Annotated in this window: 23 protein-coding genes; 6 read left to right on the top strand and 17 right to left on the bottom strand. The window is 72.0% G+C overall.

The window, feature by feature from the left end; translation table 11 throughout:
• Positions 1-20 precede the first annotated feature (20 nt).
• Positions 21-1,631 (top strand): metallophosphoesterase, encoded by a 1,611-nt coding sequence (locus ACFYPG_RS25930; protein ID WP_355005338.1) that lies wholly within the window; start codon positions 21-23, stop codon positions 1,629-1,631.
• Between the two features lie 57 nt (positions 1,632-1,688).
• On the opposite strand, the gene ACFYPG_RS25925 is transcribed toward ACFYPG_RS25930, so the two are convergent.
• Positions 1,689-4,046 (bottom strand): pyruvate dehydrogenase, encoded by a 2,358-nt coding sequence (locus ACFYPG_RS25925; protein ID WP_387354157.1) that lies wholly within the window; start codon positions 4,044-4,046, stop codon positions 1,689-1,691.
• Between the two features lie 155 nt (positions 4,047-4,201).
• Positions 4,202-5,701: an Asp-tRNA(Asn)/Glu-tRNA(Gln) amidotransferase subunit GatB gene (gatB, locus tag ACFYPG_RS25920; protein WP_145785165.1), complete on the bottom strand. Its 1,500-nt coding sequence runs from the start codon at positions 5,699-5,701 to the stop codon at positions 4,202-4,204.
• 120 nt (positions 5,702-5,821) lie between these two features.
• Here gatB and ACFYPG_RS25915 point away from each other — a divergent pair, with 120 nt between their 5' ends.
• Positions 5,822-6,067 carry a hypothetical protein gene (locus tag ACFYPG_RS25915; protein ID WP_387354156.1) on the top strand — a complete coding sequence of 82 codons (246 nt, stop codon included), beginning with the start codon at positions 5,822-5,824 and terminating at the stop codon, positions 6,065-6,067.
• Entirely contained in the window at positions 6,064-6,612 is a 549-nt protein-coding gene (locus tag ACFYPG_RS25910) for a hypothetical protein (RefSeq protein WP_387354155.1), read from the top strand. The genes ACFYPG_RS25915 and ACFYPG_RS25910 overlap by 4 nt, the downstream gene beginning before the upstream one ends.
• A 75-nt stretch (positions 6,613-6,687) precedes the next feature.
• Here ACFYPG_RS25910 and gatA read toward each other — a convergent pair whose 3' ends face one another.
• The 4 genes from gatA to ligA all read right to left on the bottom strand — a co-directional run bounded on the left by gatA (position 6,688) and on the right by ligA (position 13,564).
• Positions 6,688-8,163: an Asp-tRNA(Asn)/Glu-tRNA(Gln) amidotransferase subunit GatA gene (gene gatA / locus ACFYPG_RS25905; protein ID WP_387354154.1), complete on the bottom strand. Its 1,476-nt coding sequence runs from the start codon at positions 8,161-8,163 to the stop codon at positions 6,688-6,690.
• Positions 8,160-8,465, bottom strand: coding sequence for an Asp-tRNA(Asn)/Glu-tRNA(Gln) amidotransferase subunit GatC (gatC, locus tag ACFYPG_RS25900; RefSeq protein ID WP_354889995.1), 306 nt, complete (start codon positions 8,463-8,465; stop codon positions 8,160-8,162). Before gatC ends, gatA begins: the two co-directional genes overlap by 4 nt.
• A gap of 145 nt (positions 8,466-8,610) precedes the next feature.
• Positions 8,611-11,271 carry a putative bifunctional diguanylate cyclase/phosphodiesterase gene (locus tag ACFYPG_RS25895; RefSeq protein ID WP_387354153.1) on the bottom strand — a complete coding sequence of 887 codons (2,661 nt, stop codon included), beginning with the start codon at positions 11,269-11,271 and terminating at the stop codon, positions 8,611-8,613.
• A 157-nt stretch (positions 11,272-11,428) separates the two neighbouring features.
• Positions 11,429-13,564, bottom strand: a complete 2,136-nt coding sequence (ligA, locus tag ACFYPG_RS25890; protein ID WP_355005346.1) for an NAD-dependent DNA ligase LigA — start codon at positions 13,562-13,564, stop codon at positions 11,429-11,431.
• A gap of 284 nt (positions 13,565-13,848) precedes the next feature.
• Between ligA and ACFYPG_RS25885 the strand changes: the two genes are divergently transcribed.
• Positions 13,849-14,421: a type II toxin-antitoxin system PemK/MazF family toxin gene (locus tag ACFYPG_RS25885; RefSeq protein WP_387354152.1), complete on the top strand. Its 573-nt coding sequence runs from the start codon at positions 13,849-13,851 to the stop codon at positions 14,419-14,421.
• 286 nt (positions 14,422-14,707) lie between these two features.
• Here ACFYPG_RS25885 and ACFYPG_RS25880 read toward each other — a convergent pair whose 3' ends face one another.
• The 7 genes from ACFYPG_RS25880 to ACFYPG_RS25850 all read right to left on the bottom strand — a co-directional run bounded on the left by ACFYPG_RS25880 (position 14,708) and on the right by ACFYPG_RS25850 (position 21,475).
• The gene (locus ACFYPG_RS25880) at positions 14,708-15,718 is read right to left on the bottom strand and encodes an ADP-ribosylglycohydrolase family protein (RefSeq protein ID WP_387354151.1); all 1,011 of its coding nucleotides are present in this window, start codon (positions 15,716-15,718) and stop codon (positions 14,708-14,710) included.
• A 221-nt stretch (positions 15,719-15,939) separates the two neighbouring features.
• A complete protein-coding gene (locus tag ACFYPG_RS25875; protein ID WP_355005349.1) occupies positions 15,940-16,305 on the bottom strand; it encodes a VOC family protein in 366 nt (121 codons plus the stop codon).
• Positions 16,306-16,341: 36 nt separating this feature from the next.
• Positions 16,342-17,346: a methionine synthase gene (locus tag ACFYPG_RS25870; RefSeq protein ID WP_387354150.1), complete on the bottom strand. Its 1,005-nt coding sequence runs from the start codon at positions 17,344-17,346 to the stop codon at positions 16,342-16,344.
• A gap of 37 nt (positions 17,347-17,383) precedes the next feature.
• On the bottom strand, positions 17,384-18,457 hold the full coding sequence (gene mnmA, locus ACFYPG_RS25865) for a tRNA 2-thiouridine(34) synthase MnmA (protein ID WP_355005351.1): 1,074 nt from the start codon (positions 18,455-18,457) through the stop codon (positions 17,384-17,386).
• Positions 18,458-18,702: 245 nt separating this feature from the next.
• The gene (locus ACFYPG_RS25860; RefSeq protein ID WP_387354149.1) at positions 18,703-19,878 is read right to left on the bottom strand and encodes a cysteine desulfurase family protein; all 1,176 of its coding nucleotides are present in this window, start codon (positions 19,876-19,878) and stop codon (positions 18,703-18,705) included.
• Positions 19,879-19,982: 104 nt separating this feature from the next.
• Positions 19,983-20,648 (bottom strand): class F sortase, encoded by a 666-nt coding sequence (locus ACFYPG_RS25855; protein ID WP_387354148.1) that lies wholly within the window; start codon positions 20,646-20,648, stop codon positions 19,983-19,985.
• Positions 20,645-21,475 carry a DUF4397 domain-containing protein gene (locus ACFYPG_RS25850; RefSeq protein WP_355005354.1) on the bottom strand — a complete coding sequence of 277 codons (831 nt, stop codon included), beginning with the start codon at positions 21,473-21,475 and terminating at the stop codon, positions 20,645-20,647. Before ACFYPG_RS25850 ends, ACFYPG_RS25855 begins: the two co-directional genes overlap by 4 nt.
• 230 nt (positions 21,476-21,705) lie before the next feature.
• On the opposite strand from ACFYPG_RS25850, the gene ACFYPG_RS25845 reads away from it, so the two are divergent.
• Entirely contained in the window at positions 21,706-22,308 is a 603-nt protein-coding gene (locus tag ACFYPG_RS25845) for an RNA polymerase sigma factor (protein WP_387354147.1), read from the top strand.
• Positions 22,262-23,071: an anti-sigma factor gene (locus ACFYPG_RS25840; RefSeq protein WP_387354146.1), complete on the top strand. Its 810-nt coding sequence runs from the start codon at positions 22,262-22,264 to the stop codon at positions 23,069-23,071. Before ACFYPG_RS25845 ends, ACFYPG_RS25840 begins: the two co-directional genes overlap by 47 nt.
• A gap of 94 nt (positions 23,072-23,165) precedes the next feature.
• Here ACFYPG_RS25840 and ACFYPG_RS25835 read toward each other — a convergent pair whose 3' ends face one another.
• From ACFYPG_RS25835 to ACFYPG_RS25820, 4 genes are all read right to left on the bottom strand, one after another.
• Positions 23,166-24,125 carry an electron transfer flavoprotein subunit alpha/FixB family protein gene (locus tag ACFYPG_RS25835; protein ID WP_091393283.1) on the bottom strand — a complete coding sequence of 320 codons (960 nt, stop codon included), beginning with the start codon at positions 24,123-24,125 and terminating at the stop codon, positions 23,166-23,168.
• A gap of 14 nt (positions 24,126-24,139) precedes the next feature.
• Positions 24,140-24,919 (bottom strand): electron transfer flavoprotein subunit beta/FixA family protein, encoded by a 780-nt coding sequence (locus ACFYPG_RS25830; protein ID WP_355005357.1) that lies wholly within the window; start codon positions 24,917-24,919, stop codon positions 24,140-24,142.
• Between the two features lie 187 nt (positions 24,920-25,106).
• The gene (locus tag ACFYPG_RS25825) at positions 25,107-25,520 is read right to left on the bottom strand and encodes a hypothetical protein (protein WP_355005358.1); all 414 of its coding nucleotides are present in this window, start codon (positions 25,518-25,520) and stop codon (positions 25,107-25,109) included.
• Positions 25,517-26,314 (bottom strand): GNAT family N-acetyltransferase, encoded by a 798-nt coding sequence (locus ACFYPG_RS25820; protein WP_355005359.1) that lies wholly within the window; start codon positions 26,312-26,314, stop codon positions 25,517-25,519. The genes ACFYPG_RS25825 and ACFYPG_RS25820 overlap by 4 nt, the downstream gene beginning before the upstream one ends.
• Positions 26,315-26,332 lie beyond the last annotated feature (18 nt).

The raw sequence follows: 26,332 nt of genomic DNA, 5'->3' as shown, positions 1-26,332 counted from the left end.
GGCAGGTCAGAATCTCAAGCATGGACGGGCAACGCGACGAGCGGCAGGACGACGCCGATGACCGGGACGACCCGGTGACCGGCGACGATCGGCCGCGCCCGACCGGTTGGTGGGTCGGAGCGGCCGGCCCGCTGCGTCGCCTCGGGCTGATCGTCGCCGTCCTCGCCGTGGCCTTGGCCGGGGCGGTGCTCGGGGTGCTGGCCGGTGGCCAGGTGAGCACCGACATCGGCCCGTTCCGGGCCAATCTCAGCATCTCCCCCGCCCGGGACGGCGGCACCACCGTCGACATCCCGCCGCTCGGCGCGCTGCTGCTCGACAGCCACGACGGGCCGACCCATCTCACCGTCCGGCTGGGGGCCCTCGACCAGGGGCGCACCGAGGCGCTGATCGACGACCCCGCCAGCATCAGCCGGGCCAGCCAGAGCGCGGTGGAGGACGTCCGCTCCGGGGTGATGCGCCTCGGTCTGCGTACCCTCGGCGCGTCGGTGCTCGTCACGTTGATCCTGGCCGGGCTGATCTTCCGCGACGTCCGGCGGACCGCCTGGGCGGGAGGGTTGGCGCTGCTGGTCACCGCCAGCAGCCTCGGCACGGCGGCGGCCACCCTTCGCCCGCAGGCCATCGAGGAACCGCGCTACGAGGGGCTGCTGGTCAACGCGCCGGCCATCGTCGGTGACGCCCGCCGGATCGCCAACGACTACACCAAGTACGCGGAGCAGTTGCAGCGCCTGGTCGGCAACGTCAGCCAGCTCTACACGACTGTGTCGGCGCTTCCGCTGTTGGAGCCGACCCCGGGCACCACCCGGGTGCTGCACGTCTCCGACATGCACCTCAACCCGACCGGCTGGCAGCTGATCCGAACGGTCGTGGAGCAGTTCGGCATCGACGTGGTGATCGACACCGGGGACATCACCGACTGGGGCAGCGAACCGGAAGCCTCCTTCGTGGCCTCGATCGGCCTGCTGAAGAAGCCGTACGTCTTCATCCGTGGCAACCACGACTCCGGCAAGACCGCCGCCGCGGTGGCCCGTCAGCCGAACGCGATCGTGCTGAACAACACGACGACGACTGTCGCCGGGCTGACCATCGCCGGCATCGGCGACCCGCGCTTCACCCCGGACAAGAACACCTCCCCGGCCGGCAGCGGGTTGACCCAGCAGGTGGCCGACCAGGTGATCGCGGCCGGCAACCAGCTCGCCGCGACGGTCCGCAGCTCACCGCGACCGGTCAACATCGCGCTGGTGCACGACCCGGCGTCGGCCGGGCCGCTCGCTGGCACGTGCCCGTTGGTGCTGGCCGGGCACACCCACTCCCGGCAGGTCTCCGAGCTGCCGCAGGCGCCCGGGCAGCAGCCCACCACGCTGATGGTGGAGGGCTCCACCGGCGGTGCCGGGCTGCGCGGCCTGGAGGGCGAGAAGCCCACCCCGCTGTCGATGAGCGTGCTCTACTTCGACCAGCAGAAGCTGCTCCAGGCGTACGACACCATCACCGTCGGCGGCACCGGGCAGGCCCAGGTCAACCTGGAACGACGCCTGGTGGAGAACCCGACCGCCGGCGTCCCCGCCACACCCACGCCGACACCGACGCTGAGCGGCGGCGTCCCCGCCACACCCGCGCCCACCCCGACCGGCTGAGCCGACGCCGACGCCCGCCGGCGGGCCGGCGGGCCGGCGGGCCGGCGGGCCGGCGGGTCAGCGCAGGGCGATGGCGGCCAGGGCGGCGTTGACGATGCTGCCAGGCAGCAGGTCGTGCAGTTCGTACAGCTCGGCGACGCTGCCGGACTGGCCGAACTCGTCCACACCGAGCGGCACCGCCGGTGCGCCGACCGCCGAACCGAGCCAGGCCATCGCGTGCGACGCGGCGTCGTGCACCGACACCACCGGCACCCGATCGGCGAACGCGGACCGCAACGCGCCCGGAACGCTGGGCACCGTGGCCGTCCGCACGCCCTGGCGAAGGGTGCGCTGCCAGGCCCGGTAGAGCCGGTCCAGCGAGGTCACGTCCACCACGTGCGCGGCGACGCCCTCGTCGGCCAGCTCCGCAGCGGCGGCGAGCACCTCGGGCAGCACCGCGCCGGAGGCGGCCAGCTGCACCACCGGGGCGTCGACCAGGTGCGGGTACGCCTGGTGCGCGTCGACCAGCCGGTACGCCCCGGCGACGACCTGCCGGCGCAGCACCGCGTCGCCGAGCCGCGCCCGGGCCGCCTCGAACGGCGCCTGGTCCACCGGTCGGGTGCTCAACCGGAAGTAGTACGCACCGTCCTCGGCGGGTGCGGCGGTGGCGGCCGGAGCCGACCCACCGGCGATCTGACCGAGCGCGTCGCAGAGCAGCCAGTCGAGGGTGGCCGCGTACGCCGGCTCGATGAAGGTCACCCCGGGCAGCTCCAGGCCGACCGACGCGGTGATCGTGGACTGGTGGGCGCCGCCCTCCGGGGCGAGGGTGATGCCCGACGGGGTGCCGGCCACCACGAACCGGGAGCCGGAGTACGTGCCGTACAGGAACGCGTCCAGGCCGCGCAGCACGAACGGGTCGTAGACGGTGCCCACCGGTAGCAGCGGCTGCCCGGACAGGTCCCAGGACAGCCCGAGCTGACCGAGCAGCAGGAACAGGTTCATCTCCGAGATGCCCAGCTCGATGTGCTGCCCAGCGGGGCTCTCGGTCCAGCGCAGCATCCGGTCCTCGGTCCAGGAACGCTGCTCGGTGGGGGCGAACACCCCGGTCTTGTTGATGAACCCGGCGAGGTTGGTGGAGGTGGCCACGTCCGGGGCTGTGGTGACCAGGTAGCGGCCCACCTCCCGGTCGCGCGCCAGGTCCACCAGCACCCGACCGAAGACCTCCTGGGTGGAGATCGGCTTGGTTGCGCGTACTCCTGTGCTTTCCGGAACGGTGACCCCCAGCGCACGCTCGCGCGGCGCGCGGGACAGCGCCTCCCGGCGGGCGCCGGCCTGGATCCCGGCGGGTGACGCCGGGTCGAGGCGGTCCCACTCTGTCTCGGCGGTCAACCCCTGCGCGGCGCGCAGCGTGTCGACCTGCTCCGAGCTGAGCAACGCGGAATGGTTGCGCGGGTTGCCGGCGATGGGCAACCCCCAACCCTTCACCGTGTACGCGAAGACGACGCTGGGCCGGTCGGTGACCGCGTCGCACTGGGCGTACGCGTCGAGCATCGCCTGAAGGTCGTGCCCGCCCAGGTCGGTGACGAGCGGGCCGAGGTCCTCGTCGTCGATGCCGGCGATCAACTCGGCGATCCCGGCCGGCGCGCCGTCCAGGAACTGCTTGCGCAGGGCCGGCCCGACCAGCCCGAACAGCGACTGGTACTGCTCGTTGGGCATCGCGTCGATCCAGTCGCGCAGCGCCTCACCGCCCGGCCGGGCGTACGCCTCGGCGAGCTTACGGCCGTACTTGACCTCCACGACGTGCCAGCCGGCCGCCTCGAACTGGCCCCGCCACTGGTTGATCCGGATGCCGGGGACCACCCGGTCCAGCGACTGGCGGTTGAAGTCGACGAGCCACATGACGTTGCCCAGCCCGGTGGTTGCCGGGTCGGCCACCGCCTCCCAGATGTTTCCCTCGTCCAGCTCGGCGTCGCCGATCAGCGCCACGAACCGGGAGTGCGGGCGGGCCCCGAAGTGCGCGTCGACGTACCGCCGGGTGGCGGCGGCGAAGAGCGGCGCGGCAGCCCCCAGGCCCACCGACCCGGTGGAGAAGTCCACAGCGTCCGGGTCCTTGGTGCGCGACGGGTACGACTGGAGGCCGCCGCGGGCCCGCAGCCGGGGTAGGTAGGAGCGGTCCAGGTTGCCGAGCAGGTACTGGATGGCGTGGAACACCGGAGACGCGTGCGGCTTCACGGCGACCCGGTCCTCGGCGTCCAGGTGCGCGAACCAGAGCGCTGTCATCGCCGTGACCAGCGAGGCGCTGGACGCCTGATGGCCGCCGACCTTCACACCGTCGCCGGTGGCCCGGTCATGATTGGCGGCGTCCACGATCCGGGTGGCGAGCCAGAGCACCCGCCGCTGGATCTCGTCGAGAACATCAAGGTCGTGCCGGGCCACGGTAACTCCATCCAGGCGTCGCCGTTGACGCCCTCGCGAGGGGTGCGGTACATGTTGATCATGAGGTTGACGGCAGTAGTCGATCTTCCAACCGCCGTCAACCTCATGATCGACGCTGGGGGCGTCGGGTCAGTCCTGGACGCTGGGGCGTCGGGTCAGCCCTGGACGCCGAGGCGCTCCAGGATCAGCTCACGCAGCGTCTTCGCGTCGGCCTGACCACGGGTGGTCTTCATGACCGCGCCGACCAGCGCGCCGACCGCCGCGACCTTGCCACTGCGGATCTTGTCGGCGATGCCGGGGTTCGCGGCGATCGCCTCGTCAACGGCGGCGGTGAGCGCGCCGGTGTCCGACACGACCTCCAGGCCCCGGCTGGTCATGATCTCGGTGGGCGAACCCTCACCGTCGACCACGCCCTCCAGCACCGTGCGGGCCATCTTGTCGTTCAGCTTGCCGGCGTCGACCAGACCCTGAAGCTCGGCGACCTGGGCGGGGGTGGCACCGATCTCGGCCAGCTCCACACCGCTCTCGTTGGCCCGGCGGGACAGCTCACCCAGCCACCACTTGCGGGCCGCCGCCGGGGTGGTGCCGGCAGCCACGGTGGCCTCGATCAGCTCGACCGCGCCAGCGTTCAACACCGACTGCATGTCCAGGTCGGAAAGGCCCCACTGCTCCTGGAGGCGACGCCGGTGCACCCGGGGCAGCTCCGGCAGGGCGGCCTTCAGCTCGGCGACCCACGCCGGGTCCGGGGCGATCGGCACCAGATCCGGCTCGGGGAAGTACCGGTAGTCGGTGGCCGTCTCCTTCGAGCGACCCGGGGTGGTGTCACCGGTGTCCTCGTGGAAGTGACGCGTCTCCTGGGTGATCCGGCCGCCCGCGTCCAGCACCGACGCCTGCCGCAGCATCTCCGAGCGGACCGCCCGCTCCACCGACCGCAGCGAGTTGACGTTCTTCGTCTCCGTACGGGTGCCCCACTCCGCGCCCGGCAGGTTGAGCGAGGTGTTCACGTCGCACCGCAGCGACCCCTCCTCCATCCGCACGTCGGAGACGCCCAGGGTGCGGATCACGTCCCGCAGCTCGGCGACGTACGCCTTGGCCACCTCGGGGGCGAGCGCACCGGTGCCCGTGATCGGCTTGGTGACGATCTCGACCAGCGGGATGCCGGCCCGGTTGTAGTCGACGAGCGACTCCGTCGCCCCGTGGATGCGGCCGGTGGCGCCGCCGACGTGCAGCGTCTTGCCGGTGTCCTCCTCGAGGTGCACCCGCTCGATCTCGATCCGCACCGTCTCGCCGCCCACCTCGACGTCCAGGTAACCGTCGACGCAGATCGGCTCGTCGTACTGGCTGATCTGGAAGTTCTTCGGCATGTCCGGGTAGAAGTAGTTCTTCCGGGCGAACCGGCACCACTCGGCGATCGAGCAGTTCAACGCCAGGCCGATCCGGATGATCGCCTCGATGGCCGCCTTGTTGGCCACCGGCAGCGACCCGGGCAGGCCCAGGCACACCGGGCAGACCCGGGTGTTCGGCTCGCCGCCGAAGTCGGTCGGGCAACCGCACCACATCTTGGTGTTCGTGCCCAGCTCGACGTGGGTCTCCAGGCCGATCACCGGTTCGAAGCGCGCAACGACCTCGTCGTACGCGGGCAGTGTCGTGGTCATGAGACGCTCCAGGCGCGATCCGGACAGAACCTGTCCAGCCTAATGGGGTTGTCCGATCAATCCTCGGGCGGGTTTCGTCAGGGGCGCGTGGCGTCGTCGACGGTGGGGTAGGGAACGGCGATGACGAATACGGGGAGAGAGTCAGGAGTGCGGGCCGGGCCGGTGATCCTCGCTGTGGTCGCGGTGTGGGCGGTGGCCGTCGTGGTCAGCCTGATCAGCTGGTTCGCCGCCGGAGAGGACCGAAACCCGGACTCGGCCGCCGCGTTGGTGCTCGGCTTGGTGCTGCCCGGGGTGGTGGCGGTGGCGATCGCGTACGCCGTGGTGCGCCTGCTGAACAGGCGGCGTGCGGAGCGGGGGCGGCAGTGACCGCCGAGGGACGTGCCGCCGATGAGCAGGTGACGCAGAGGCGGGACCGCAGCACCTACGCCGTCGCCGCGCTCGTCGTGGTCGGCGCGGCCGTGATGGGCACCGCCGCGATGACCGACGGCGATGTCGGGCTGCCCGACCTCCTCGCGGCGTTCGCGATGATACTGATCCCGTCGCTGGTCGGCGCGGTCGTGGCCCTTACCTTCGGCCGCCGGCTGCTCAGGCGGATGCCCCGGACGGCCGTCGCCGGCCCGGCGACGAGGCGGCGGATCGCACAGGCGCTACGAGACGGGTCCACCGACGACCCTCGCCTGGACGCGCTTGCCCGCAAGGAGGCTCGAACCCGGGTCAGTCAACGCTGGCTGCTGCTGCTGTTCGCCGGAGGTCTCCTCACCCAGGTGGGGCCCCTGGTGAGCCCGGGCCGTCCGTTCGGCCGCCTGCTGGCCGCGCTGCTGATCCTGCTCTGGGGAGGCGCCGCCTGGTGGCGCTGGCGTGGTCTGCGGGAGGCCCGCCGCTACCTCGCCGCGCCGCCGAACCAGCCCTGACCGACACCCAACCCATGCAGACGCGCGATCGGCGCCGGGGAACATCTCCCCGGCGCCGATGCGGTGACATCCGATCTACAGCGCCGGCGGGGTGAACGTGCCGATCGCCGACTCCAACGCGGCGGCGACCCGGTACATCCGGTCGTCGGCCATCGTCGGGGCCATCACCTGCAGACCGACCGGCAGCCCCTCGGAGAGCCCACACGGCACCGAGATGCCCGGCCCGCCGTACAGGTTCGTCGGAATCGTGTAAAGGTCGGCCAGGTACATCTGGTACGGGTCGGCGGTCCGCGCACCCATCGGGAACGCCACCGACGGGGTGGTCGGCGAGATCAGCGCGTCGACCCGCTCGAACGCGGCAGTGAAGTCCCGGGTGATCAGCGTCCGGACCTTCTGCGCCTGCCCGTAGTACGCGTCGTAGTAACCCGACGACAGCGCGTACGTGCCGATCATGATCCGGCGCTTGACCTCCGGGCCGAAGCCGGCCTCGCGGGTCAGCGACATGACCTCCTCCAGCGACCGGTTGCCGTCGTCGCCGACCCGCAGGCCGAACCGGACACCGTCGAACCGCGCCAGGTTGGAGGAACACTCGCTCGGGGCGATCAGGTAGTACGCCGGCAGGGCGTACGCGAACGTCGGGCAGGACACCTCGACGACCTCGGCACCCATCTTGGTCAGGGCGTCCACCGACTCACGGAACGCGGCCATCACGCCCGGCTCGGCACCCTCGCCCACGAACTCGCTCACGATGCCCAGCCGCACACCGGTCAGGTCACCCGTAGCGCCGAGCTTCGCCGCCGCCACCACGTCCGGCACCGGCTGCGGGATGGAGGTGGAGTCACGCGGGTCGTGCCCGCCGATCACCTGGTGCAGCAGGGCCGCGTCGAGCACGTCGCGGGCACACGGGCCCGGAGTGTCCAGCGACGAGGAGAAGGCCACCAGCCCGTACCGGGACGTGCCGCCGTAGGTGGGCTTCGCGCCCACGGTGCCGGTGACCGCGCCGGGCTGACGGATCGAGCCGCCGGTGTCCGAGCCGATCGCCAGCGGCGCCTCGTACGCGGCCAACGCGGCAGCGCTGCCACCACCCGAACCACCGGGGATCCGGCTCAGGTCCCACGGGTTGTGCGTCGGGCCGTACGCCGAGTACTCGGTGGACGAGCCCATCGCGAACTCGTCCATGTTGGTCTTGCCGAGCATCACCGTGCCGGCCTCCCGCAGCCGCTGCACGATCGTCGCGTCGTACGGCGGGCGCCAGCCCTCCAGGATCTTCGACCCCACGGTGGTCGGGATGCCCCGGGTGGCGAGCACGTCCTTGACCGCGACCGGCACACCCGCGAGCGGGCCCAACTCCTCGCCGGCGGCCCGGCGCTCGTCCACCGCGCGGGCAGCGGCGAGCGCGCCCTCGGTGTCGACGTGCAGGAAGGCGTGCACACGGTCGTCGACCGCGGCGATCCGATCCAGGTGCGCCTGGGTCACCTCGACGGCCGAGGTCTCGCCCCCGGCGACCAGGCTCGCGATCTCCGTCGCGGTCATGCTGATCAAGTCGCTCATGAGGCCACATCCTCGGTCAGGATCCGCGGTACGCGGAACCGCTGGTCCTCGGCGTCGGGCGCGCCCGACAGCGCTTCCTCCGGGGTCAGGCACGGCGTGACGACGTCCTCGCGGAAGACGTTCGTCAGCGGCACCGAGTGCGAGGTCGGCGGGATGTCCGCGGCGGCGACCTCGCCGACCTGGGCGACCGCCTGGAGGATCACGTCGAGCTGGCCGGCGAACGTGTCCAGCTCCTCCTCGGTGACGGCGAGCCGCGACAGGCGCGCCAGGTGCGCGACCTCCTCGCGGGAGATGGCGGCCATCCGTGCCCCCTTCTGAATTCCTGCTGGTCGGGCGGTGTGCCGGCCGCGCGACAGGTGGAGCGTGACACGCGGTGACCGGAGCGAGTCTATTGTTCCGCTCCGGTGCCGCGTCCCCGACTCCCCCTCCAGCGGCACTCGCGCCGGGTCAACGGGTGGGGCGGCGAGCGGCATCCGGCTGCGGGTGCCCGCCGGTCGGCCGGACCGGCCGGTACCGGGTCAGCCAGGTGACCAACTCCTCGGCCGGCATCGGCCGGGCGTAGAACCAGCCCTGCGCGGCGTCGCAGCCGGCGGCGTGCAGCATCCGCCAGGTCCGTTCGTCCTCGACACCCTCGGCCACCACGCGCAGCCCCAGCGCGCCGGCCAGCTCGATCATCGACCGGACGATCGCCGCGTCGTCGGTGTCGTCGGCCATGCCGAGGACGAACGACCTGTCCACCTTCACCTCGGACAGCGGCAACCGGCGCAGGTGCTGGAGCGAGGAGTAGCCGGTGCCGAAGTCGTCGAGCGCGATGGCCACCCCGATCCGGTGCAGCCGGGAGATGGTGGCCAGCACCCGACGCGGGTCGGCCATCAACGCACCCTCGGTGATCTCGACCTGAAGCCGCTCGGCCGGCACCCCGTAGCGGGCCAGCCGGTCGGCGATCTGGTCGGCGATCTCGCCGGTGTGCAGGTCACGGACGCTCACGTTCAGCGCCGCACGCAGGCCGATGCCGGCCGCCGACCACTTGGCGAGCTGCTCCACCACGTCGTCGACGACACGACGGGTGAGCAGTCGCATCACGGCGCTCTGCTCGGCGACCCGGATCAGTTCCTCCGGGTCGACCATGCCCCGACGGGGGTGCCGCCACCGCAGCAGCGCCTCGACGCCGACCACCTCGCCGGTCGCGATGGCGATCTGCGGCTGGTAGTACATGGTGATTTCCCCGGCGTCGTCGGCCGGCTCCTCGTCCGCGTGTGCCCACCCGGTCGGTTCGAGCGGCTGCCCGGGTGTACCCGGCCCGACGTCCCGCCGCGCCCCGGTGCGACCCCTGCCCAGCGCGCTCCCGTTCGGGGACCGCCGGCCGATCCCGCCCCCGGCGCGCCGCTCCCGGGTCGAGCCGGAACGGGTGCCGGCGACAGTGGCACGGGCGTTGCGGCCCCGGATCGGGTCGGCTCCGGTGGCGATCCGGTTGATCAGCTCATCGGAGTGCACCAGGTCGGTGTCGGTGTGCCGACGGCGGGCCCACCACCGGGCAGCTCCCGGCCGTGCTGTGGCGACCGCTGACGCCGGGTCCGCCGCTGGCGCGGACCGGTCCGACGCCGCGGTGGGCAGCGCGCCCTCGGCCGGCGCGCCGGTGGGCAGCGCCGCCCCGTCACCGCCGCGCACCTCCGCCGACGCGACAAGGGGTACGTCGGCAGTCCGCTCGGCGTCGCTCGGCCCGCTGTGCCGGCCGTTGCTGTCCGGCTGCGTGTCCTCCTCCTGGGCTGCCGCTTCGGCCTCTGCCGGCAACTCGGTCGACGGGCTGGCTTCCAGTACGCGCCGCAGGTCGGCGAGGAGGCCGAGTCGCTCGGCGGAGTTGTGGTCGGACTCCGGGGCGTACACGGAGACCGTGTCGTTGCGGTGCTTGGCGTCGTACATCGCCACGTCGGCGTGGCGCATCAGGGTGGCGAAGTCCTCACCGTGCTCGGGGAAGAGGGCGATTCCGATCGACCCGCCCACGTCCAACGGCAGCCCGTCGAGCGGCACCGGCTCGGCCAGCGCCTGGACCACCCGGTCGGCCAACTCCCGCGCCTGAGCGACATCGGTCAGCCCGGTCATCACGATCGCGAACTCGTCACCGCCGAGCCGGGCGATCATCTGTGGTCGGGGCTGCATGTCGGTCAGCCGGGCGCTCACCTCGACCAGCAGCCGGTCGCCCACGGCGTGGCCGAGGGCGTCGTTGACGTTCTTGAAGCGGTCCAGGTCGATCAGCAGGAGCGCGAGCTGCCCGTCGGGTTCGCCGCGGGCGGTCCGCTCGGCGTGCAGGTGCACCTGCTCGGCCACCTCGGCCAGCAGCGCCTTGCGGTTGGGCAGACCTGTCAGCGGGTCGGCGGCGGCGAGCTGCTGCTGTTCGTTGGTCAACCGCGCCATCCGGTAGACGGCGAAGAGCGGCACCAGCACCAGCGGGATCAGCGCGGCGCTGATCTGCGCCGCCGCGACCAGCACCGGGGCGAGCAGCAGCAGCGAGCCGGTGGAGAGCAACTCGAAGCCGAGGCCCTGGCGGAGGGTGGGCCACCACCGGTCCCCGAAACGCAGCCGCACCGCCCAGCTGACCAACCCGTAGTTGACGACGAACCAGGCCAACGCGGCGCCCCCGACGGCGGCCACGTCGGTCCAGTGCAAGCGCCCGCCGGAGAAGATGGTGCCCGAGCCGAGCTGGATCACCCCGTACGCGGCGGCGAGGGCACACGCGTACTGGCCGACGTTGAACGCCGTGCGCCACGCGGCGTGCCGCATCCGCCAACCCGAGACGACGACGCCCACCGCCTGCACCACCACCGCCGGGCCGAGACCCCAGCCGAGCAGGATCGCGAAGGTGAAGCAGGTGGACGGGAACACCGCCGACGTCTGCCGGCGCCCCGGTGGCACGAACGGACGCGCGTCGCAGACCACAGCGAGCGCGGCCATCGTCCAGAACGCCACCGGCAGGTCGGGCAACTCATCGGGGAGCGTCGCGAGTGGAACGGCGGCGGTCAGCGCGGCCACCGCCAGGATGCCGGCGACGAAGGCGGCGAACGGTGCGACCCGTCCCGCAGGAAGCGAGTTGCGTGGGTCGGCGACCTCCACCACACCTCCCGACCGACCATCGGCGTGCCGGTGCGCGCGCCGTGACCCAATGAAACGCCCTCGGCCCCCAGTTTCCCGGTATGACAGTCACGAATCGGTCGTAGTCGTAATTAAGTTGGTATACGCGGCCAGTCGCCGCGCCCAGCCACCGGCCGGGTCAGTCCCCCAGCTGAGCGACCTCGCGCGCGGCGTCCGGGCCCGCGTCCAGCAGGAGCCGGAACCCGTCCTCGTCGAGCACCGGCACCTTGAGACTGACGGCCTTGTCGGCCTTCGACCCGGGGTTGTCACCCACCACCACGAAGCTCGTCTTCTTGGAGACCGACCCGCTGACCTTGCCGCCCCGGCTCTGCACGGCCTCGGCGGCCTGGTCGCGCGAATAGCCGGCGAGGGTGCCGGTCACCACCACAGTCAACCCCTCCAGCGGGCGCGGCCCCTCGTCGACGGCCTCCTCCGCCATCCGTACGCCGGCCTCGGCCCACTTGCGGACGACCTCGCGGTGCCAGTCCACAGCGAACCATTCCCGGATGCTGGCGGCGATGGTCGGCCCGACGCCGTCGACGGAGGACAGCTCCTCCTCGGTGGCCGCGTCGATGGCGTCCATCGAGCGGAAGTGCCGGGCGAGCGCCTGGGCAGCGGTCGGGCCGACGTGCCGGATGGAGAGCGCCACCAGCACCCGCCACAGGTCCCGTTCCCGGGCGACAGCGAGATTGTCCAGCAACTTGGTGGCGTTGGTGCCCAGGCTGCCGTCCTTGTTGACGAAGAACGGCGACCGGGACAGCTGCTCGGCGTCGAGGTGGAAGAGGTCGCCCTCGTCGCTGATGATCTCCGCATCGAGCAGGGCGGCGGCGCCCTTGTAGCCGAGCACCTCGATGTCGAAGCCACCCCGACCGGCGAGGTGGAACACCCGCTCCCGCAACTGCGCCGGGCAGCTGCGGGTGTTGGGGCAACGGATGTCCACGTCGCCCTCCTTCGAGGGCGCGAGCGGGGTGCCGCAGGCCGGGCAACTGGTCGGCATGACGAACGGCCGGGCGTCGGCGGGCCGCAGGTCCACCACCGGGCCGAGCACCTCGGGGATCACGTCGCCGGCCTTGCGCAGCACCACCGTGTCGCCGATCAGCACCCCCTTGCGCTCCACCTCGCGGGCGTTGTGCAGGGTCGCGAGCGCGACTGTGGAACCGGCCACGCGCACCGGCTCGAGCACGGCGAACGGGGTGACCCGCCCGGTGCGCCCCACGTTGACGTCGATGTCGAGCAGCTTGGTGGTGACCTCCTCCGGCGGGTACTTGAAGGCGATCGCCCAGCGGGGGGCACGACTGGTCGACCCGAGCCGGCCCTGGATGGAGACCGGATCGACCTTGACCACCACGCCGTCGATCTCGTGCTCGACGTCGTGCCGGTGCTCGGCGTAGTAGGCGATGAACTCCGCCACGCCGGCCAGATCCGGGACGACCCGCCACCGGTCGCTGGTCGGCAACCCCCACGACCTGAGTGCCGCGTACGACTCGGACTGCGCCGTGGGCTGGAACCCCCGGCGGGCGCCGATGCCGTGCACCACCAGGCGCAACGGCCGGGTGGCGGTGACCCGTGGATCCTTCTGTCGCAGGCTGCCGGCGGCGGCGTTGCGGGGGTTGGCGAAGGGCGCCCTGCCCTGCTCCACCAGACCCGCGTTGAGATCGGCGAACGCCGCGATCGGGAAGTAGATCTCGCCCCGGACCTCCACCAGCTCGGGGACGTCCGGGAATTCGGCGGACGCGACGAGCTGGCTGGGCACGTCCCGAATGCTGCGCACGTTTGCCGTGACGTCCTCACCGGTGCGCCCGTCGCCCCGGGTGGCGGCCCGGACCAGCCGGCCGTTCTCGTAGGTCAGGTTGATCGCCAGCCCGTCGACCTTCAGCTCGCACAGGTAGGGCACCGGACCGCCCGCGTCCCGTTCGACCCGCTCGGCCCAGGCTGCCAACTCCTCGTCGGCGAAGGCGTTGTCGAGCGAGAGCATCCGTTCGGCATGGGTGACCGGGGTGAAGTCGGTGGAGAACGTGCCACCCACCCGCTGGGTCGGCGAATCGGGCGTCCGCAGCGCCGGGAACTCCTCCTCCAGTGCCTCCAGCTCGCGCAACTGCCTGTCGAAATCGGCGTCGGGGATGGTCGGCGTGTCCAGCACGTAGTAGCGGTACTGGTGCTCGGTCAACTCCTGACTGAGCGCGGCGTGCCGTTCCCTGGCCTGCGGCGTCGGCTCAGCCCCGGCCGCCGCCTCCTGCGCCGGGCTGACCTGCTGACCGATCTGCTCCTCGGACACACCGCCACCTTCGGACACGCCTGCGACCTCCCTGATCACGCTACTCCGGCACCGTATCGGGCCGGTGGGACAATCCGTCGCCCACCCGCGCCCGAAGCGACCCCGCCCTCAGCCGCGTCCCATGGCCAGTTGATCCACCCTTCCCGCGATCTTGCATTTGCTGTCGCGATATAAGGGGCGTTCCGCTCGTTTCGGCAACCGAAACTGCAAGATCGGCGCCGGCGGAGCGGCGGCGGTGTGGTTGGCGGGCGGCACGGGCGGCGACGTGCAAGGATCGCCGGACGGTGCGACCGGCGGGTCGCCGGGACGCGGAGGTACGGATGCGCGAGGCACTGCTCTGGGCGGTGGCGATCCTGCTGGCCGTGGCCGCCGGCTGGGCGTGGAACAGTTGGCGGCACCGGGTGGCCAACCGGCGTCCGGGCACACGGCCGGATCGGGGCGACGCCGGTGGCCGTCGTTCCACCCCGCCGCGGCCCCGTGGCGCCGAACGGCCCTCCACCAAACCCCGCTCGCGCGACACCGACCGGCACGGCGACGCCCCGGCGGCCGGCGAGATCTGGTGGGCCGACGTGCCGTACGCCGATGGCACCGGGTCGAAGGTGCGCCCGTGCCTGGTGCTGCGCGCCGACTCCCGGGGCGCCGACGTCCTGAAGATCACCAGCCAGGACAAGAGCGACCGGGACGACCACGTGCGGATTCCCACCCGGGACTGGGACCCGGGCGCGGAGCACGACAGTTACCTCAGCCTCACCGAGCCGATCCGACTCAACTCGGCCGCCTTCGCCGACCACGCCGGCCGCTGCGACGCGGACCTGTGGCGGAAGGTCCGCAGCCTGCGCCACCTCCCCACCTCCTGACCACCCCCCGTGGCCGCCCGCCGACCACCCTCGACCGCCTTCATGCCCGCCCGCCAACCATGATCGACTCGGGTTCCTGAAAGTCGCGGTGTCCTGAGCTCCCGGATGCCCCGGTTTGCAGGAACCCCGAGTTGATCATGAGCCGCGTGCCCGGCCGCGCGGGTCGGGGCAGACCGCCCCAGCGGGGCCGGTCGGGGCAGACCGCCCCAGCCGCGCCGGCCGGGGCAGACCGCGCCGGCCGGGGCAGACCGCGCCGGCCGGGGCAGACCGCGCCGGCCGGGCCGGGTCAGTCCCAGGTCGCGCCGAGTGTGGCGAGCTGGTCCGCGTACTCGATGCGGTTGACCCATTCGCGCGGCCAGGCGGTCATGCCGACGGCCGCGCCCACGAACGCGCCGGCCAGGGCGGCGATCGAGTCGGAGTCGCCGGCGGTGGTTGCGCCCCGTGCCAGTGCCGCGACCGGGTCGTCGGCGTGCCGTACGGCGCAGAGCAACGCGGTGGCCAGCGCCTCCTCGGCCACCCAGCCCTCCCCGGTGGCCCGGCACGGGTCACCACCGTCGTCCGGCTGCGCCAGTGTGTCTGTCAGTCGGCCCAGCACCGCCAGGCACTCGTCCCAGCCTCGCGCGATGAACTCCTCCGGCGAGCCGACCCCCGGGCGCTGCCAGAGGTCGCCCAGCCACCGCTCCCGGTAGATCCCACGTTGGGCGAGCGCCCGCTCGGTGAGCAGCGCGGGCACCTCAGGCAGGGTGGCGCCCGCGCGCAGCACGAAGACCGCGTACGCGGTCAGTTCGCTGGCGGCCAGCCCGGTCGGATGGCCGTGGGTCAGCCCGGCCTGCAACTGCGCCAACCCGGCGAGCGTGTCGAGGTCCACGTCGAGCAACCCGACCGGGGTGACCCGCATGTTGGCCCCGCAGCCCTTCGACCCGCTCACGGTGGCCTCCTGCCAGCGCACCCCACGGCTCAGCTCGGCGCAGGCGCGCAGGCAGGTCATGCCCGGGGCACGGTTGTTGTCCGGGCTGACCGCCCAGGCGAGGAAGCGTCGCCGCAGCAGTGGCTCGACCGCCTCCGGCGTGAACGACGGCGCCTCGTGCAGCGCCCAACCCACCGCCAGGGCCATCTGGGTGTCATCGGTGACCAGTGCGGGCTCGCCGACCAGCTCACGTGGACCGGTCGGGCCGTACCGGCGCTCGATCTCGGCGACGGTCAGGAACTCGGTCGGCTTGCCCAGCGCGTCACCGTAGGCGAGGCCGAAGAGCGAACCGGAGGCGCGAAGCGCAGAGGTGTGGATCACGGCGGCCATGATGCCCGGCCGCCGCAACCCACGCCGGTCCGGCCAGCTCTTCCGAAACCAGCGCCCTAAGGCCTGTTTCCTAAGAACTGGCCGGCCTGCGCCGGGCCCGGACGACGACCGGCGGCGTTGCGGTTTCGTCCGGATACAACACCGGTATCCGGACGAAACCGCGCCTTGCCGGATCGCCGCCCGGACACCGCCTCGGCTCGACCGCCCTCAGGAAACAGGCCTTAGTCCCAGCAGAGGCAGAACGGGTGGCCGGCCGGGTCGGCGTAGACCCGGAAGCCCTCACCCTCACCTGGCAGCCGCCGTGCACCCAGCGCGAGCGCAGCCTTCTCGGCAGCCTCGATGTCGTCCACCGTCACATCGAGGTGGAACTGCTGTGGGCGCTCGGGATCCGGCCAAACCGGTGGGCGCAGGTTGAGCGCCCGTTGGAAGGCGAGGCGCGGCTGGTGACCGGGCGGGCCGCCCAGCACCACCCAGTCGTCATCGGAGTCGCCCTCGGCGAACGGTACGCCGAGCAACTCGGCGTAGAACGCCGCCAACGCCCGCGGATCCGGGCAGTCGATCACCACTGAACGCAGCTGTCCAATCATGACCGTCATCCTGCCCACCGGGTACGACAGGAAAACTCAGTCCTCGGCGAGGCGCCGCCCGGCGTCCCGGCACGCGGCGAGCACCGTCCGCGCGTACTCCGGGGTGGCGCCGGCGAGGCCGCAGGCCGGGGTGACCACCACCTGTTGGGCGAGTTGGCGACGAGGGAAGCCGAGGCGGTCCCAGACCTGGCGTACCCGCTCGGCGATCTGCGCGGAGGTCGGCGCGCCACCGGCCGACGGCGGCCGGGTCGGTGCGGCCCCGGCCAGCAACCCGAGGCCGGCGTCGATCGCCTCGCCCAGCGGGTCGAGCTTGGTGACCAGGTCCAGGTCGAGGGCGACCGCGACGGCGCCGGCGGAGCGGATCAGCTCCAGCGGCACGTCCGGGGCGCAGCAGTGCACCAGCGTCGGCACGCCGACCGCCTCGACGACAGTGCGCAGCAGGGCGGCGGCGTCCACCGAGTCGACCGCCCGGTACGCGCCCAACCCGCTCTCGGTCGGCACCCGCCCGGCCAGCACCGTCGGCAGTGACGGCTCGTCCAGTTGCAGCAGGACCGACGCCTGGGGCAGCCGGCGGGCGACCGCCGCGACGTGCGCGCGCAGCCCTTCGGCGAGGGAGCCGGTCAGGTCGCGGACCGCGCCGGGATCGCGCAACAGTCGACCACCGATCGGCAACTCCAGCGAGGCGGCCAGCGTGAGCGGGCCGGCGGCCTGCACCTTCATCGGCCCGGCGTACCCCTCGGCCTGCTCGGCGAGCTGGTCCAGGTCGCGTTCCATCAGGTCGCGGGCCCGGCGCAGGTCGCGGCCTGGGCGTGGGGCGACCCGCCACCGCCCCGCGTACACCTCGACCGGCAGCTCGACGAGCAGTCCGGCGGACCGGCCGATGATGTCCGCTCCGGGGCCACGGGCCGGCAACTCGGGCAGGTGGGGCAGCTCGGGAAGCTCACCGAGGACCACCCGCTGAGCCTCGCCGATGTCGGTGCCGGGCAGCGAGCCGATTCCGGTTGCCGCGCCGGCCGGCCAGGGCCACGCCTGATCTGTCACGGGCGAAGGCTATCCCGCGAACACCCGGGCCGTGCGGTCAGCCGGTGATGGTCGCGGAGCCGAGGACCACGTCGCCGGCCGGATCCGGTCGGTACGCCACCAGAGCCTGACCGGCGGCGACGCCGCGTACCGGTCGGCGCAGCTCGGCGTGCAGCCGGTCACCATCGAGGGCGACGGTCGCCGGCACCACGTCGCCGTGCGCGCGCAACTGCACCTCGCACTCGACCGGGGCGTCCGGACGGGCGCCGCCGGTCCAGACCGGACGTACGGCGTGCACGTCGGACACGTCCAGGGCCTCGGCCGGGCCTACAGTCACCGTGTTGGTCTTCGGCGTGATGGAGAGCACGTAGCGTGGCCGACCGTCCGGGGCGGGCCGGTCCAGGTGCAACCCGCGACGCTGCCCCACCGTGTACGCGTACGCGCCGCTGTGACTGCCGACGACAGCGCCGGTGGAGGCGTCCACCACGTCGCCGGGTGCCTCGCCGAGCCGGCCGGCCAGGAAGCCGCGGGTGTCCCCGTCGGCGATGAAGCAGATGTCGTGTGAGTCCGGCTTGTCGGCCACGGCCAGGCCACGCTCGGCGGCCTCGGCACGGACCTGCGCCTTCGTCAGGTCACCGAGCGGGAAGATCGACCGGTCGAGCTGCTCGCGGGTGAGCACGGCGAGCACGTACGACTGGTCCTTGGCCAGGTCGACACTGCGCCGCAGCAGCCCGTCCGCGCCGAGCCGGGCGTGGTGCCCGGTCACCACCGCGTCGAAACCCAGGGCCACCGCCCGGTCCAGCACCGCCGCAAACTTGATCTTCTCGTTGCAGCGCAGGCAGGGGTTCGGCGTACGACCGGCGGCGTACTCGGCGACGAAGTCGTCGACCACGTCCTCGTGGAAGCGGTCGGCCATGTCCCACACGTAGAACGGAATGCCGATCACGTCGGCCGCCCGCCGGGCGTCCCGGGAGTCCTCCAGGGTGCAGCAGCCGCGCGCGCCGGTCCGGTAGGTCTGTGGGTTGCGCGCGAGGGCCAGGTGTACGCCGGTCACCTCGTGCCCGGCCGCCACCGCCCGTGCCGCCGCCACGGCCGAGTCAACCCCACCCGACATCGCCGCCAGAACCCTCACTGACCCACTCCCCTTCCCCGTCCCCGCCCGTTCCCCCACAACAACCCTATCCACCAGCCCCGAACCCCCCGCCACCCCACAAACCCCAACGACCAATCCCGTCGATCATGGAGTTGTGGTGCCCGGTAACGAGCAATAAGCACGTTTTGCCACCCACCACAACTCCTTGATCGACCCGGCTAGGGGCGCGGGGGCGGGGCGGGGCAGCGGGGGTGGGGGTGGGGGTGGGGGCCCGGGGTGGGGGGTTAGCGGGGGGTGCGGAGGGCTGCTGCTCGGCGGGCTCGGTCGACTGCTGCCGGGAGGGCCGCGATGAGAGCGTCGACGTCGGTCTGGGTGCTGGTGTGGCCCAGTGTGAAGCGCAGCGAGGAGCGGGCGCGGTCGTCGTCGGCGCCCATCGCCAGCAGCACGTGCGAGGGCTGTGCCACGCCGGCCGAGCAGGCGGAGCCGGTCGAGCAGGCGATTCCCTGGGCGTCGAGCAGGAGCAGCAGCGCGTCCCCCTCACAGCCGGGGAAGGAGAAGTGCGCGTTGCCGGGCAGCCGATCGGTCGGGTCACCGTTGTAGATCACCTCGGGCACCGCCTGGCGGACCCGCTCGATCAGGTCGTCGCGGAGCGCGGCCACCCGGGCGGCGTACTCCTGCTGACCCTTCACCGCCGTCTCCACGGCGACCGCGAAGGCGACGATGCCCGCAGTGTCCAGGGTGCCGGAGCGGATGTCGCGTTCCTGGCCGCCGCCGTGCAGCAGCGGCGTGGCCGGCACGTCCCGGGCGAGCAGCAAAGCGCCCACTCCCATCGGGCCGCCCAACTTGTGCCCGGTGACGGTCAGCGCGGCGACCCCGCTGGCGCCGAAGTCGACGGGCACCTGTCCAACCGCCTGGATGGCGTCGGTGTGGAAGGGCACACCGTGTTCGGCGGCGACGGCAGCCAGCTCGGCCACCGGCTGGACGGTGCCCACCTCGTTGTTCGCCCACATCGCGGTGACCACGGCCACCTGGTCGGCGTGCGCGGCCAACTCGGCGCGCAGGGTCTGCGGGTCGAGCCGACCAACGGCGTCCACCGGCAGCCAGCCGACCTCGGCGCCCTCGTGCTGGGCCAGCCAGTCGACAGCGTCCAGCACCGCGTGGTGCTCGACGGCGCTGGAGACCACCCGGTGGCGGTCGGGGCGGGCTGCTCGGCGGGCCCAGAAGACGCCCTTGACAGCGAGGTTGTCGCTCTCCGTGCCACCACCGGTGAAGATCACTTCAGAGGGCCGGGCGCCCAGCACAGCGGCCACCTGTTCGCGTGACTCTTCGACCCGGCGGCGGGCACGGCGGCCCGACGCGTGCAGGGAGGACGCGTTGCCGACCTCGCGGGCGGTAGCGACGTACGCCTCCAGTGCCTCATCGAGCATGGGAGTCGTCGCCGCGTGATCCAGGTAAGCCATCACCGTTCAGCGTACGGCCGACACCTGGGGGGCCGGATGCCGGAGGGGACCGCACGCAATGGGCCGGGGTGGAAACTCCACCCCGGCCCGATGCGCGGACCCGCTCAGGCGGGCACCGCGGTGACGACGATGTTGTCGCGGTACTTGCGCGCCTTGGCGTCGAACGGCCCACCACAGGTGATCAGGGTCAGCCGCGGCTTGCCGTCGCGGGCGAAGTAGCGCTCCAACGGAATCTTGGTCTTGTCGTACTCCTCCCGGGCCACGACCCGGTACTTGCGGGCCTCGCCATCACTGCCGGTCGCGGTCAGGGTGTCGCCCTGATCGAGCTCCCGCAGCCGGAAGAACGCGCCCTTGCCCTGCTGGGCGCTGTCCACGTGACCAGCGATGACGATCGAGCCGGCGTCCGCCTCCAGGCCGGGACCGTACCGGTACCAGCCGATCTTGTCGACGCTCGGCGGCACCTCGAAATCGTCGGTCCGCTTGTTGATGCCGACCGCGTTGATCGTGGCGGTGACATCGATCGCCGGGATCACCAGCCGCACCGGCGGGACGATCTCCGCCCCGGCCGGCAGTTCGCCGACGGTCACCGGGACAGACTGGCCATCGGCCGCGCTGGCCGACGGGGTCGGGGTGGCGGTCGCGAGGTTGGCCGCCTCGTCGCCGCCCACGTCCTCGGCCGGCTGCGAGCCGCACGCCACGAGCGTGGCGACGGTGAGCGCGGCAACGCCGGCGGCCAGGGCCGCCAGCGCGCCGCGATTGCGCACCGTCACTTGCGGCCGGTCCGCGCGGTCGCCATCCGCACCCCACCACCAAGCAGCAGGAGTACGCCGGCACCGGTGAGCACGTACCACCAGGTGTCCACGCCCGTGCCGGCCTGGCCGCCGTCACCGCTGGGCACGCCGCCCGGGGCGGAGTGCAGGCCGGTGATGGTCTGGGCCACCACGTCGAGGGTCTTGCCCTCGGCGGAGCCGATCGCGTAGACGATCGTGGCGGTGCCCTCCTTGAGGTTGAGGTCCGCCGGGCCGATGGCCACGGTGTCGGTGCCGGCGAGCACGACGTCCGCCTTCACCTCGCCCGCGTCGACGTCACCCTTGGCCTCGTTCGGGTTGGTGAGGTCCTCGAAGACCGGCTTGCCACCGGCGCGGACGTCGACCGCCGGAGCGGCGGCGGTGTGCCGGACGATCAGCCGCGCCTTGCCGGCGTCGACCTTCGAGACGTCGTTCACGAACGGGGTGATCTTCGGCTGGCCGGCGGCGTCGAGGTGGGCCGCGATGCTGATGTTCGCACCGCCCGGCACCGCGGCGTTGTCGGCCTTGAGGATCGCGCTGCCGATCGGCTCGCCCGGCTTGGTGAGCGCGATGTCGTATTCGCCCTCCTCCAGGTTCAGCGGGCCGGCGACGTCACCGGGCTTGAAGTTGTCCAGCGTCTTCTTGCCGTTGACGTAGACGTCGACCGGGGTGTCCGGAATGCCGTGCACGACGGAGACCTCCGACGTGGCGGCGTACGCCGGGCCGGCGGTGAGCCCACCGACGCCGGCGAAGGTCAGCGCGGCTACCGCGCCGCCCGCGGCGACCCGACGGAAGTACGAGAGCTGCATGTCTGCCTCCTGGTGATAACTGCTAATTCGTCAGGCCTGGCTTGCAGAACGGGTTACGCCGGCTGCCGGACGGGCGGATGCGCCCCGGAGGCACTTTTCTTTTCCGGCGCCGACCGCATCCGCAACGGGGTCGGGAGACGAAGAGCAGGTGAGATGACATCGACCGGGGAAGTGGGGCGGAGACTGTGGCAGCTACAGTCGGGTATGCCCCATCGAAGGCGAGCCGCCCGATGACGGCGCTACGACAGGAACCGGACCCTCCGGTGGACGACCTCGACCGCAGGTTCCGTGACGGTGACGACGTGGCGCTGCGCGAGGCGTACGACCGCTACGGTCGTGCCGTGCTCCATCTGGCCACGTCCATGCTGGCGAACCGCAGCGACGCCGAGGACGCCACCCAGGCGACGTTCGTCGCCGCCTGGTTGGGCCGCGACACGTTCGACCCGTCAAAGGGGTCGCTGATCGGTTGGTTGCTCGGCATCGGCCGGCGGAAGGTGATCGACCGGATGCGCGCCTCGGCCCGGGAGACCCGGGTGGTGGAGACGGTCCGACAACTGCCCGAGCCGGCGCAGACCGAGCCGGATCCGGACCGCGTGGTGGACCGGTTGGTGGTCGCGGACGAGTTGGCTCGCCTCCCGGACGACCAGCGCCGGATGCTGGAGCTGGCCTTCTACGACGACCTGACACACCAACAGATAGCCGCGGTGACCGGCGTGCCGTTGGGCACCGTGAAGAGTCACATCCGTCGCGGCATGGCGAGCTTGAAGCGCAGATGGGAGGTGGACGGTGCAGCACCTGGACCACGACCGGCTGGTATTTCTGGCACTCGGTGAGAGCGAGGCGGACAACGGGGAGAGCACCCACCTCGCCACCTGCGCGCTCTGCCGCGCGGAGGTCGCGAGCCTTCAGCAGGTGGCGGGGCTCGGCGCCGAGACGCAGGGCCTGGCCGACCTGCCCGACCCACCGGAGCACGTCTGGCAGGGCATCGAGGCCCAGGTCAAGGCCGCAGAGGCCGGGCCGTTGCTGACCGAGACCCGCCGACACCGGGTGCCCGGGCAGGCCGACATCACGACGGCCGGGCAGGCCGACACCACGACGGCCGGGTCGACGGTGACCCGGCTGGACCCGGCGCGGCGATCCCGCCGGAGTCGCGGCTGGTCCGGTTGGGTGGCCACAGCGGTGACCGCGGCCGCCGCCGCGGCGGTCGCCGTCGTGGGCACCGTCTCGGTGCTCCGACCGGACGATCAGACGCCCACCCCGACGCCGGTGGTGGTGGCGAGCGCTCCGCTGGCCGCGTACGGCGCGACCCCGCCGACGGCCAAGGGTGACGCCCGGGTTTTCCAGGACGGCCAATTACATCTGCATGTGGCGAATCTCCCGAGCGTCCCGGGGTACTACGAGGTCTGGCTCATCAATCCGACGACCATGGAGATGTTCTCGGTCGGCACCCTGGGTGGCGGCTCGGACGCCCTGCTACCCCTGCCCCCGAATGTCGACCTCAAGAGTTACTCGGTGGTCGACGTCTCCGCCGAGCAGTACGACAACAACACCCGTCACTCCGGCGACAGTCTGCTGAGGGGCTCCCTGACGGGCTGATCGGCGGGCCGGCTCAGCTCCCCGGCTCGCCGATCAGCTCCCCACACGGCAGTGGCCGCCCGTGCGAACGGGCGGCCACTGACGTACCGCTGGCTTACTTGCGCTTGCGGATCTCCTCGGCGGCCTGCGGGACGATCTTGAACAGATCGCCCACCACCCCGAAGTCGGCCAGTTCGAAGATCGGCGCCTCGCCGTCCTTGTTGACCGCGACGATGGTCTTCGAGGTCTGCATGCCGGCCCGGTGCTGGATCGCACCGGAGATGCCGAGGGCGACGTAGAGCTGCGGGGAGACCGTCTTACCGGTCTGGCCCACCTGGAACTGGTGCGGGTAGAAGCCGGAGTCGACGGCCGCGCGGGACGCGCCGACGGCCCCGCCGAGCAGGTCGGCGAGCTCCTCGACCAGCTTGAAGTTGTCGGCGTTGCCGACGCCCCGACCACCGGAGACGACCACGCCGGCCTCGGTCAACTCGGGGCGGGAGCCCTTCTGCTCGGCGACCCGCTCGACGACGGTGGCCAGCTTGTCGGTGTCGGTGACCGACACGCTGAGCTGCTCGATCGCCGGGGTCGCCGCCGCCGGGGCGGGGGTGACCGAGTTGGGCCGGACGGTGACCAACGGCAGGCCCTTGGTGACCTTGGACTTGACGATGGTGGAGCCGGCGAAGGCGACCTGGGTCGCGGTGCCGTCGGCGTCCAGGCCGACCACGTCGGTCAGGATGCCGTTGTCGAGCTTGACGGCGAGCCGGGCGGCGATCTCCTTGCCCTCCTGGGCGGACGCCAGCAGCACGGCGGCCGGCTGCACCCGCTTGACCAACTCGGCCAGCACCGTCGCCTTGGGGGCCACCAGGTAGCCGTCGATCTCGTCACCCTCGGCGGCGTAGATCTTCTCCGCGCCGTACTCGCCCAGCTTGCCGCTCAGCGCCTCGGCGGCGCCGGCGCCGCCGAGCACCACAGCGCTCGGGGTGCCCAGCTCACGCGCGAGGGTGAGCATTTCCAGGGTGACCTTCTTGACGCCGAATTCCTTTGTGGCTTCGACGACGACGAGAACCTCGGACATGTCAGACCCCCCTCTCACACGAACTTTTCGGTGGCGAGGAACTCGACCAGCTTGACGCCGCCCTCGCCCTCGTCAGTGATCTTGGCGCCGCCGGAGCGCGGGGGGCGCTTGGTGTGTTCGACGACGGCGCTGGTGGCGCCGTCAAAGCCCACCTCGTCGGCCGCGACTCCGAGGTCGGCCAGCGAGAGCGTCTGCACCGGCTTCTTCTTGGCGGCCATGATGCCCTTGAAGGAGGGGTAGCGCGGCTCGTTGATGGTGTCCCAGACGGAGACCACGGCCGGGGTGGCGGCGGTGACCACCTCGTAGCCCTCCTCGGTCTGCCGCTCGACGGTCAGCGTCGCGCCGTCGACGGTGAGCTTGCGGGCACCGGTGAGCGCCGCGACGCCCAGCCGCTCGGCGATCATGTGCGGCAAGACCTGGACCCGGCCGTCGGTGGACTCTGCACCGCAGATGACCAGGTCGGCGTTGAGCTGACCGAGCGCGGCGGCGAGCACCTTCGAGGTGGCGACGGCGCACGAGCCGTGCAGGGCGTCGTCCAGCACGTGCACGGCCTTGTCCGGGCCCATGGAGAGCGCCTTGCGGATCGACTCGGTCGCCCGGTCCGGACCCATGGTCAGGATGGTGACCTCGCCGCCGTGCGCCTCCTTGATCTTCAGCGCCTCCTCGATGGCGTACTCGTCCATCTCGTTGATCACGTTGTTCGCCGAACCGCGGTCGACGGTGTTGTCGTCATTGCGCAGGTTGCGGTCCGCGCCCGAATCAGGCACCTGCTTGACGAGTACGACGATGTTCATCGCGCTTCGACGACCCTCCTGTGTGGTGTTGCGATTCGCTCGCCCGGTATGGGGCGCAGCGTCGCGCGTCGGTCGACGCCAGGTCAACCGCGGGCGGTTGTGCAGTTGCCCACGGCGCAATGTTACCTGCCAGTAGGTTGCACTCCCGCAGCACTCAGAGTGACACAGCTCACCGACGCGCGGCCGGTCAGGCCGGCTCAGCCAACGCGACCCGGATCTGGTCGATGGCCGCAGCCTCGGAAGGCACCACCCCGTCGTGGGCGCGGGCCACCTGGTCCGCCGCCGCCAACACCAGATCGCGGTACGCGTCCACGTCCCGTGGGGACTTCTCGCGCAGGATCCGCACCGCCTCACCCAGCGCCGGCAGCACCACCGACTCGATCTCCAGCTGCGAGTCCCGGGGAAGTCGCGGCAGCGGGCCGGTGGTCAGCGCCTCCTTGACAGTGCCACTGGCGTCGGCCAGCGCGCCGGAAGCGGCGATGCTCTCCCGGATCACCCCCAGCACACCGGGATCGGCGTTGGAGACCAGGAAGACGGCACCGAAGGCACCGGTCTTGAGGGTCAGGCGCTCCTCGTCCGTCAACCGCTGCTCCACGATCACGGAGTGTAGACGTACGGGGTGGTGGTGGTGACCGCGACGAGGCCGAGCCGCTCGAGGATGGGCCGGCTGTCCTCGGAACAGTCGACCTGCATGAGCGTCCGACCCCGCTGCTCGGCGAGCCGCGCCCGGTAGTTGACCAACGCCCGGTAGATGCCCTTGCGCCGCCACTGCGGCAGGGTCGAGCCACCCCACATCGTGGCGAAGCCGGTGTTCGCCGGGAACCGCACCCAGCCCGCGCTCACCACCGTCCCGCCCGCCTCGGCCACCACCACGGTGATCGAGTTCGGGTCGGCGTCGATCTCCTTGGCCAGGCCCGTCACGAGGTGCGAGCGATCCTCCTGCCAGACCTCCTCCTCCATGGCGGCGATCCGCTCCAGGTCCTCCCGGGCGGTCACCTCACGCAGGCGTACCCCCTCGGGAACGACAGGCAGCGCGGCGGCCAGCGGGGCGACCGGCCCGACCACGACGGTCTCGCGGTCCTCCGGCACGAAGCCGGCGGCGCGCAGCCGGTCCGCCAGATCGGCCGGCTCGTCGTGCTCGTTGAGCTTCCACTCGACCGACTGGCCGCGCTCACGGAACAGCTGCACCTGCCGGGCGATCAGCTCGTCCAGAGCGTCACCTGTCAACCCGCCCAGGGTGCGGTAGGTGAGGAACCCGCCGGCGTCGAGCCCGATGATGCGGACCAGCGGCCCGTCCCGCTCCACGGAAACTCCGGCCGGAACCGGGTCGGGGATCTCCGGGCGGAGTTGGTTGTCGTAGGCGTCGCGCAGCGTCTGTACGTCGAGATCAGTCACCGGACCAGGCTAAGCGGG

This window comes from Micromonospora sp. NPDC005553 (assembly GCF_042871765.1).
Classification (GTDB): Bacteria; Actinomycetota; Actinomycetes; order Mycobacteriales; family Micromonosporaceae; genus Micromonospora.
The sequence above is the reverse complement of the archived record's forward strand: the minus strand, read 5'-3'. Positions and strand labels throughout refer to the sequence as shown.

Bases quoted from the DNA above. Each gene is read 5' to 3' on its own strand.
- ACFYPG_RS25930 (WP_355005338.1), top strand. From the start codon at position 21: ATGGACGGGCAACGCGACGAGCGGCAGGACGACGCCGATGACCGGGAC.
- gatB (WP_145785165.1), bottom strand. From the start codon at position 5,701: ATGACCACGACACTGCCCGCGTACGACGAGGTCGTTGCGCGCTTCGAA.
- ACFYPG_RS25915 (WP_387354156.1), top strand. From the start codon at position 5,822: ATGACGAATACGGGGAGAGAGTCAGGAGTGCGGGCCGGGCCGGTGATC.
- gatA (WP_387354154.1), bottom strand. From the start codon at position 8,163: ATGAGCGACTTGATCAGCATGACCGCGACGGAGATCGCGAGCCTGGTC.
- gatC (WP_354889995.1), bottom strand. From the start codon at position 8,465: ATGGCCGCCATCTCCCGCGAGGAGGTCGCGCACCTGGCGCGCCTGTCG.
- ACFYPG_RS25880 (WP_387354151.1), bottom strand. From the start codon at position 15,718: ATGGCCGCCGTGATCCACACCTCTGCGCTTCGCGCCTCCGGTTCGCTC.
- ACFYPG_RS25875 (WP_355005349.1), bottom strand. From the start codon at position 16,305: ATGATTGGACAGCTGCGTTCAGTGGTGATCGACTGCCCGGATCCGCGG.
- ACFYPG_RS25860 (WP_387354149.1), bottom strand. From the start codon at position 19,878: ATGGCTTACCTGGATCACGCGGCGACGACTCCCATGCTCGATGAGGCA.
- ACFYPG_RS25850 (WP_355005354.1), bottom strand. From the start codon at position 21,475: ATGCAGCTCTCGTACTTCCGTCGGGTCGCCGCGGGCGGCGCGGTAGCC.
- ACFYPG_RS25845 (WP_387354147.1), top strand. From the start codon at position 21,706: ATGACGGCGCTACGACAGGAACCGGACCCTCCGGTGGACGACCTCGAC.
- ACFYPG_RS25835 (WP_091393283.1), bottom strand. From the start codon at position 24,125: ATGTCCGAGGTTCTCGTCGTCGTCGAAGCCACAAAGGAATTCGGCGTC.
- ACFYPG_RS25830 (WP_355005357.1), bottom strand. From the start codon at position 24,919: ATGAACATCGTCGTACTCGTCAAGCAGGTGCCTGATTCGGGCGCGGAC.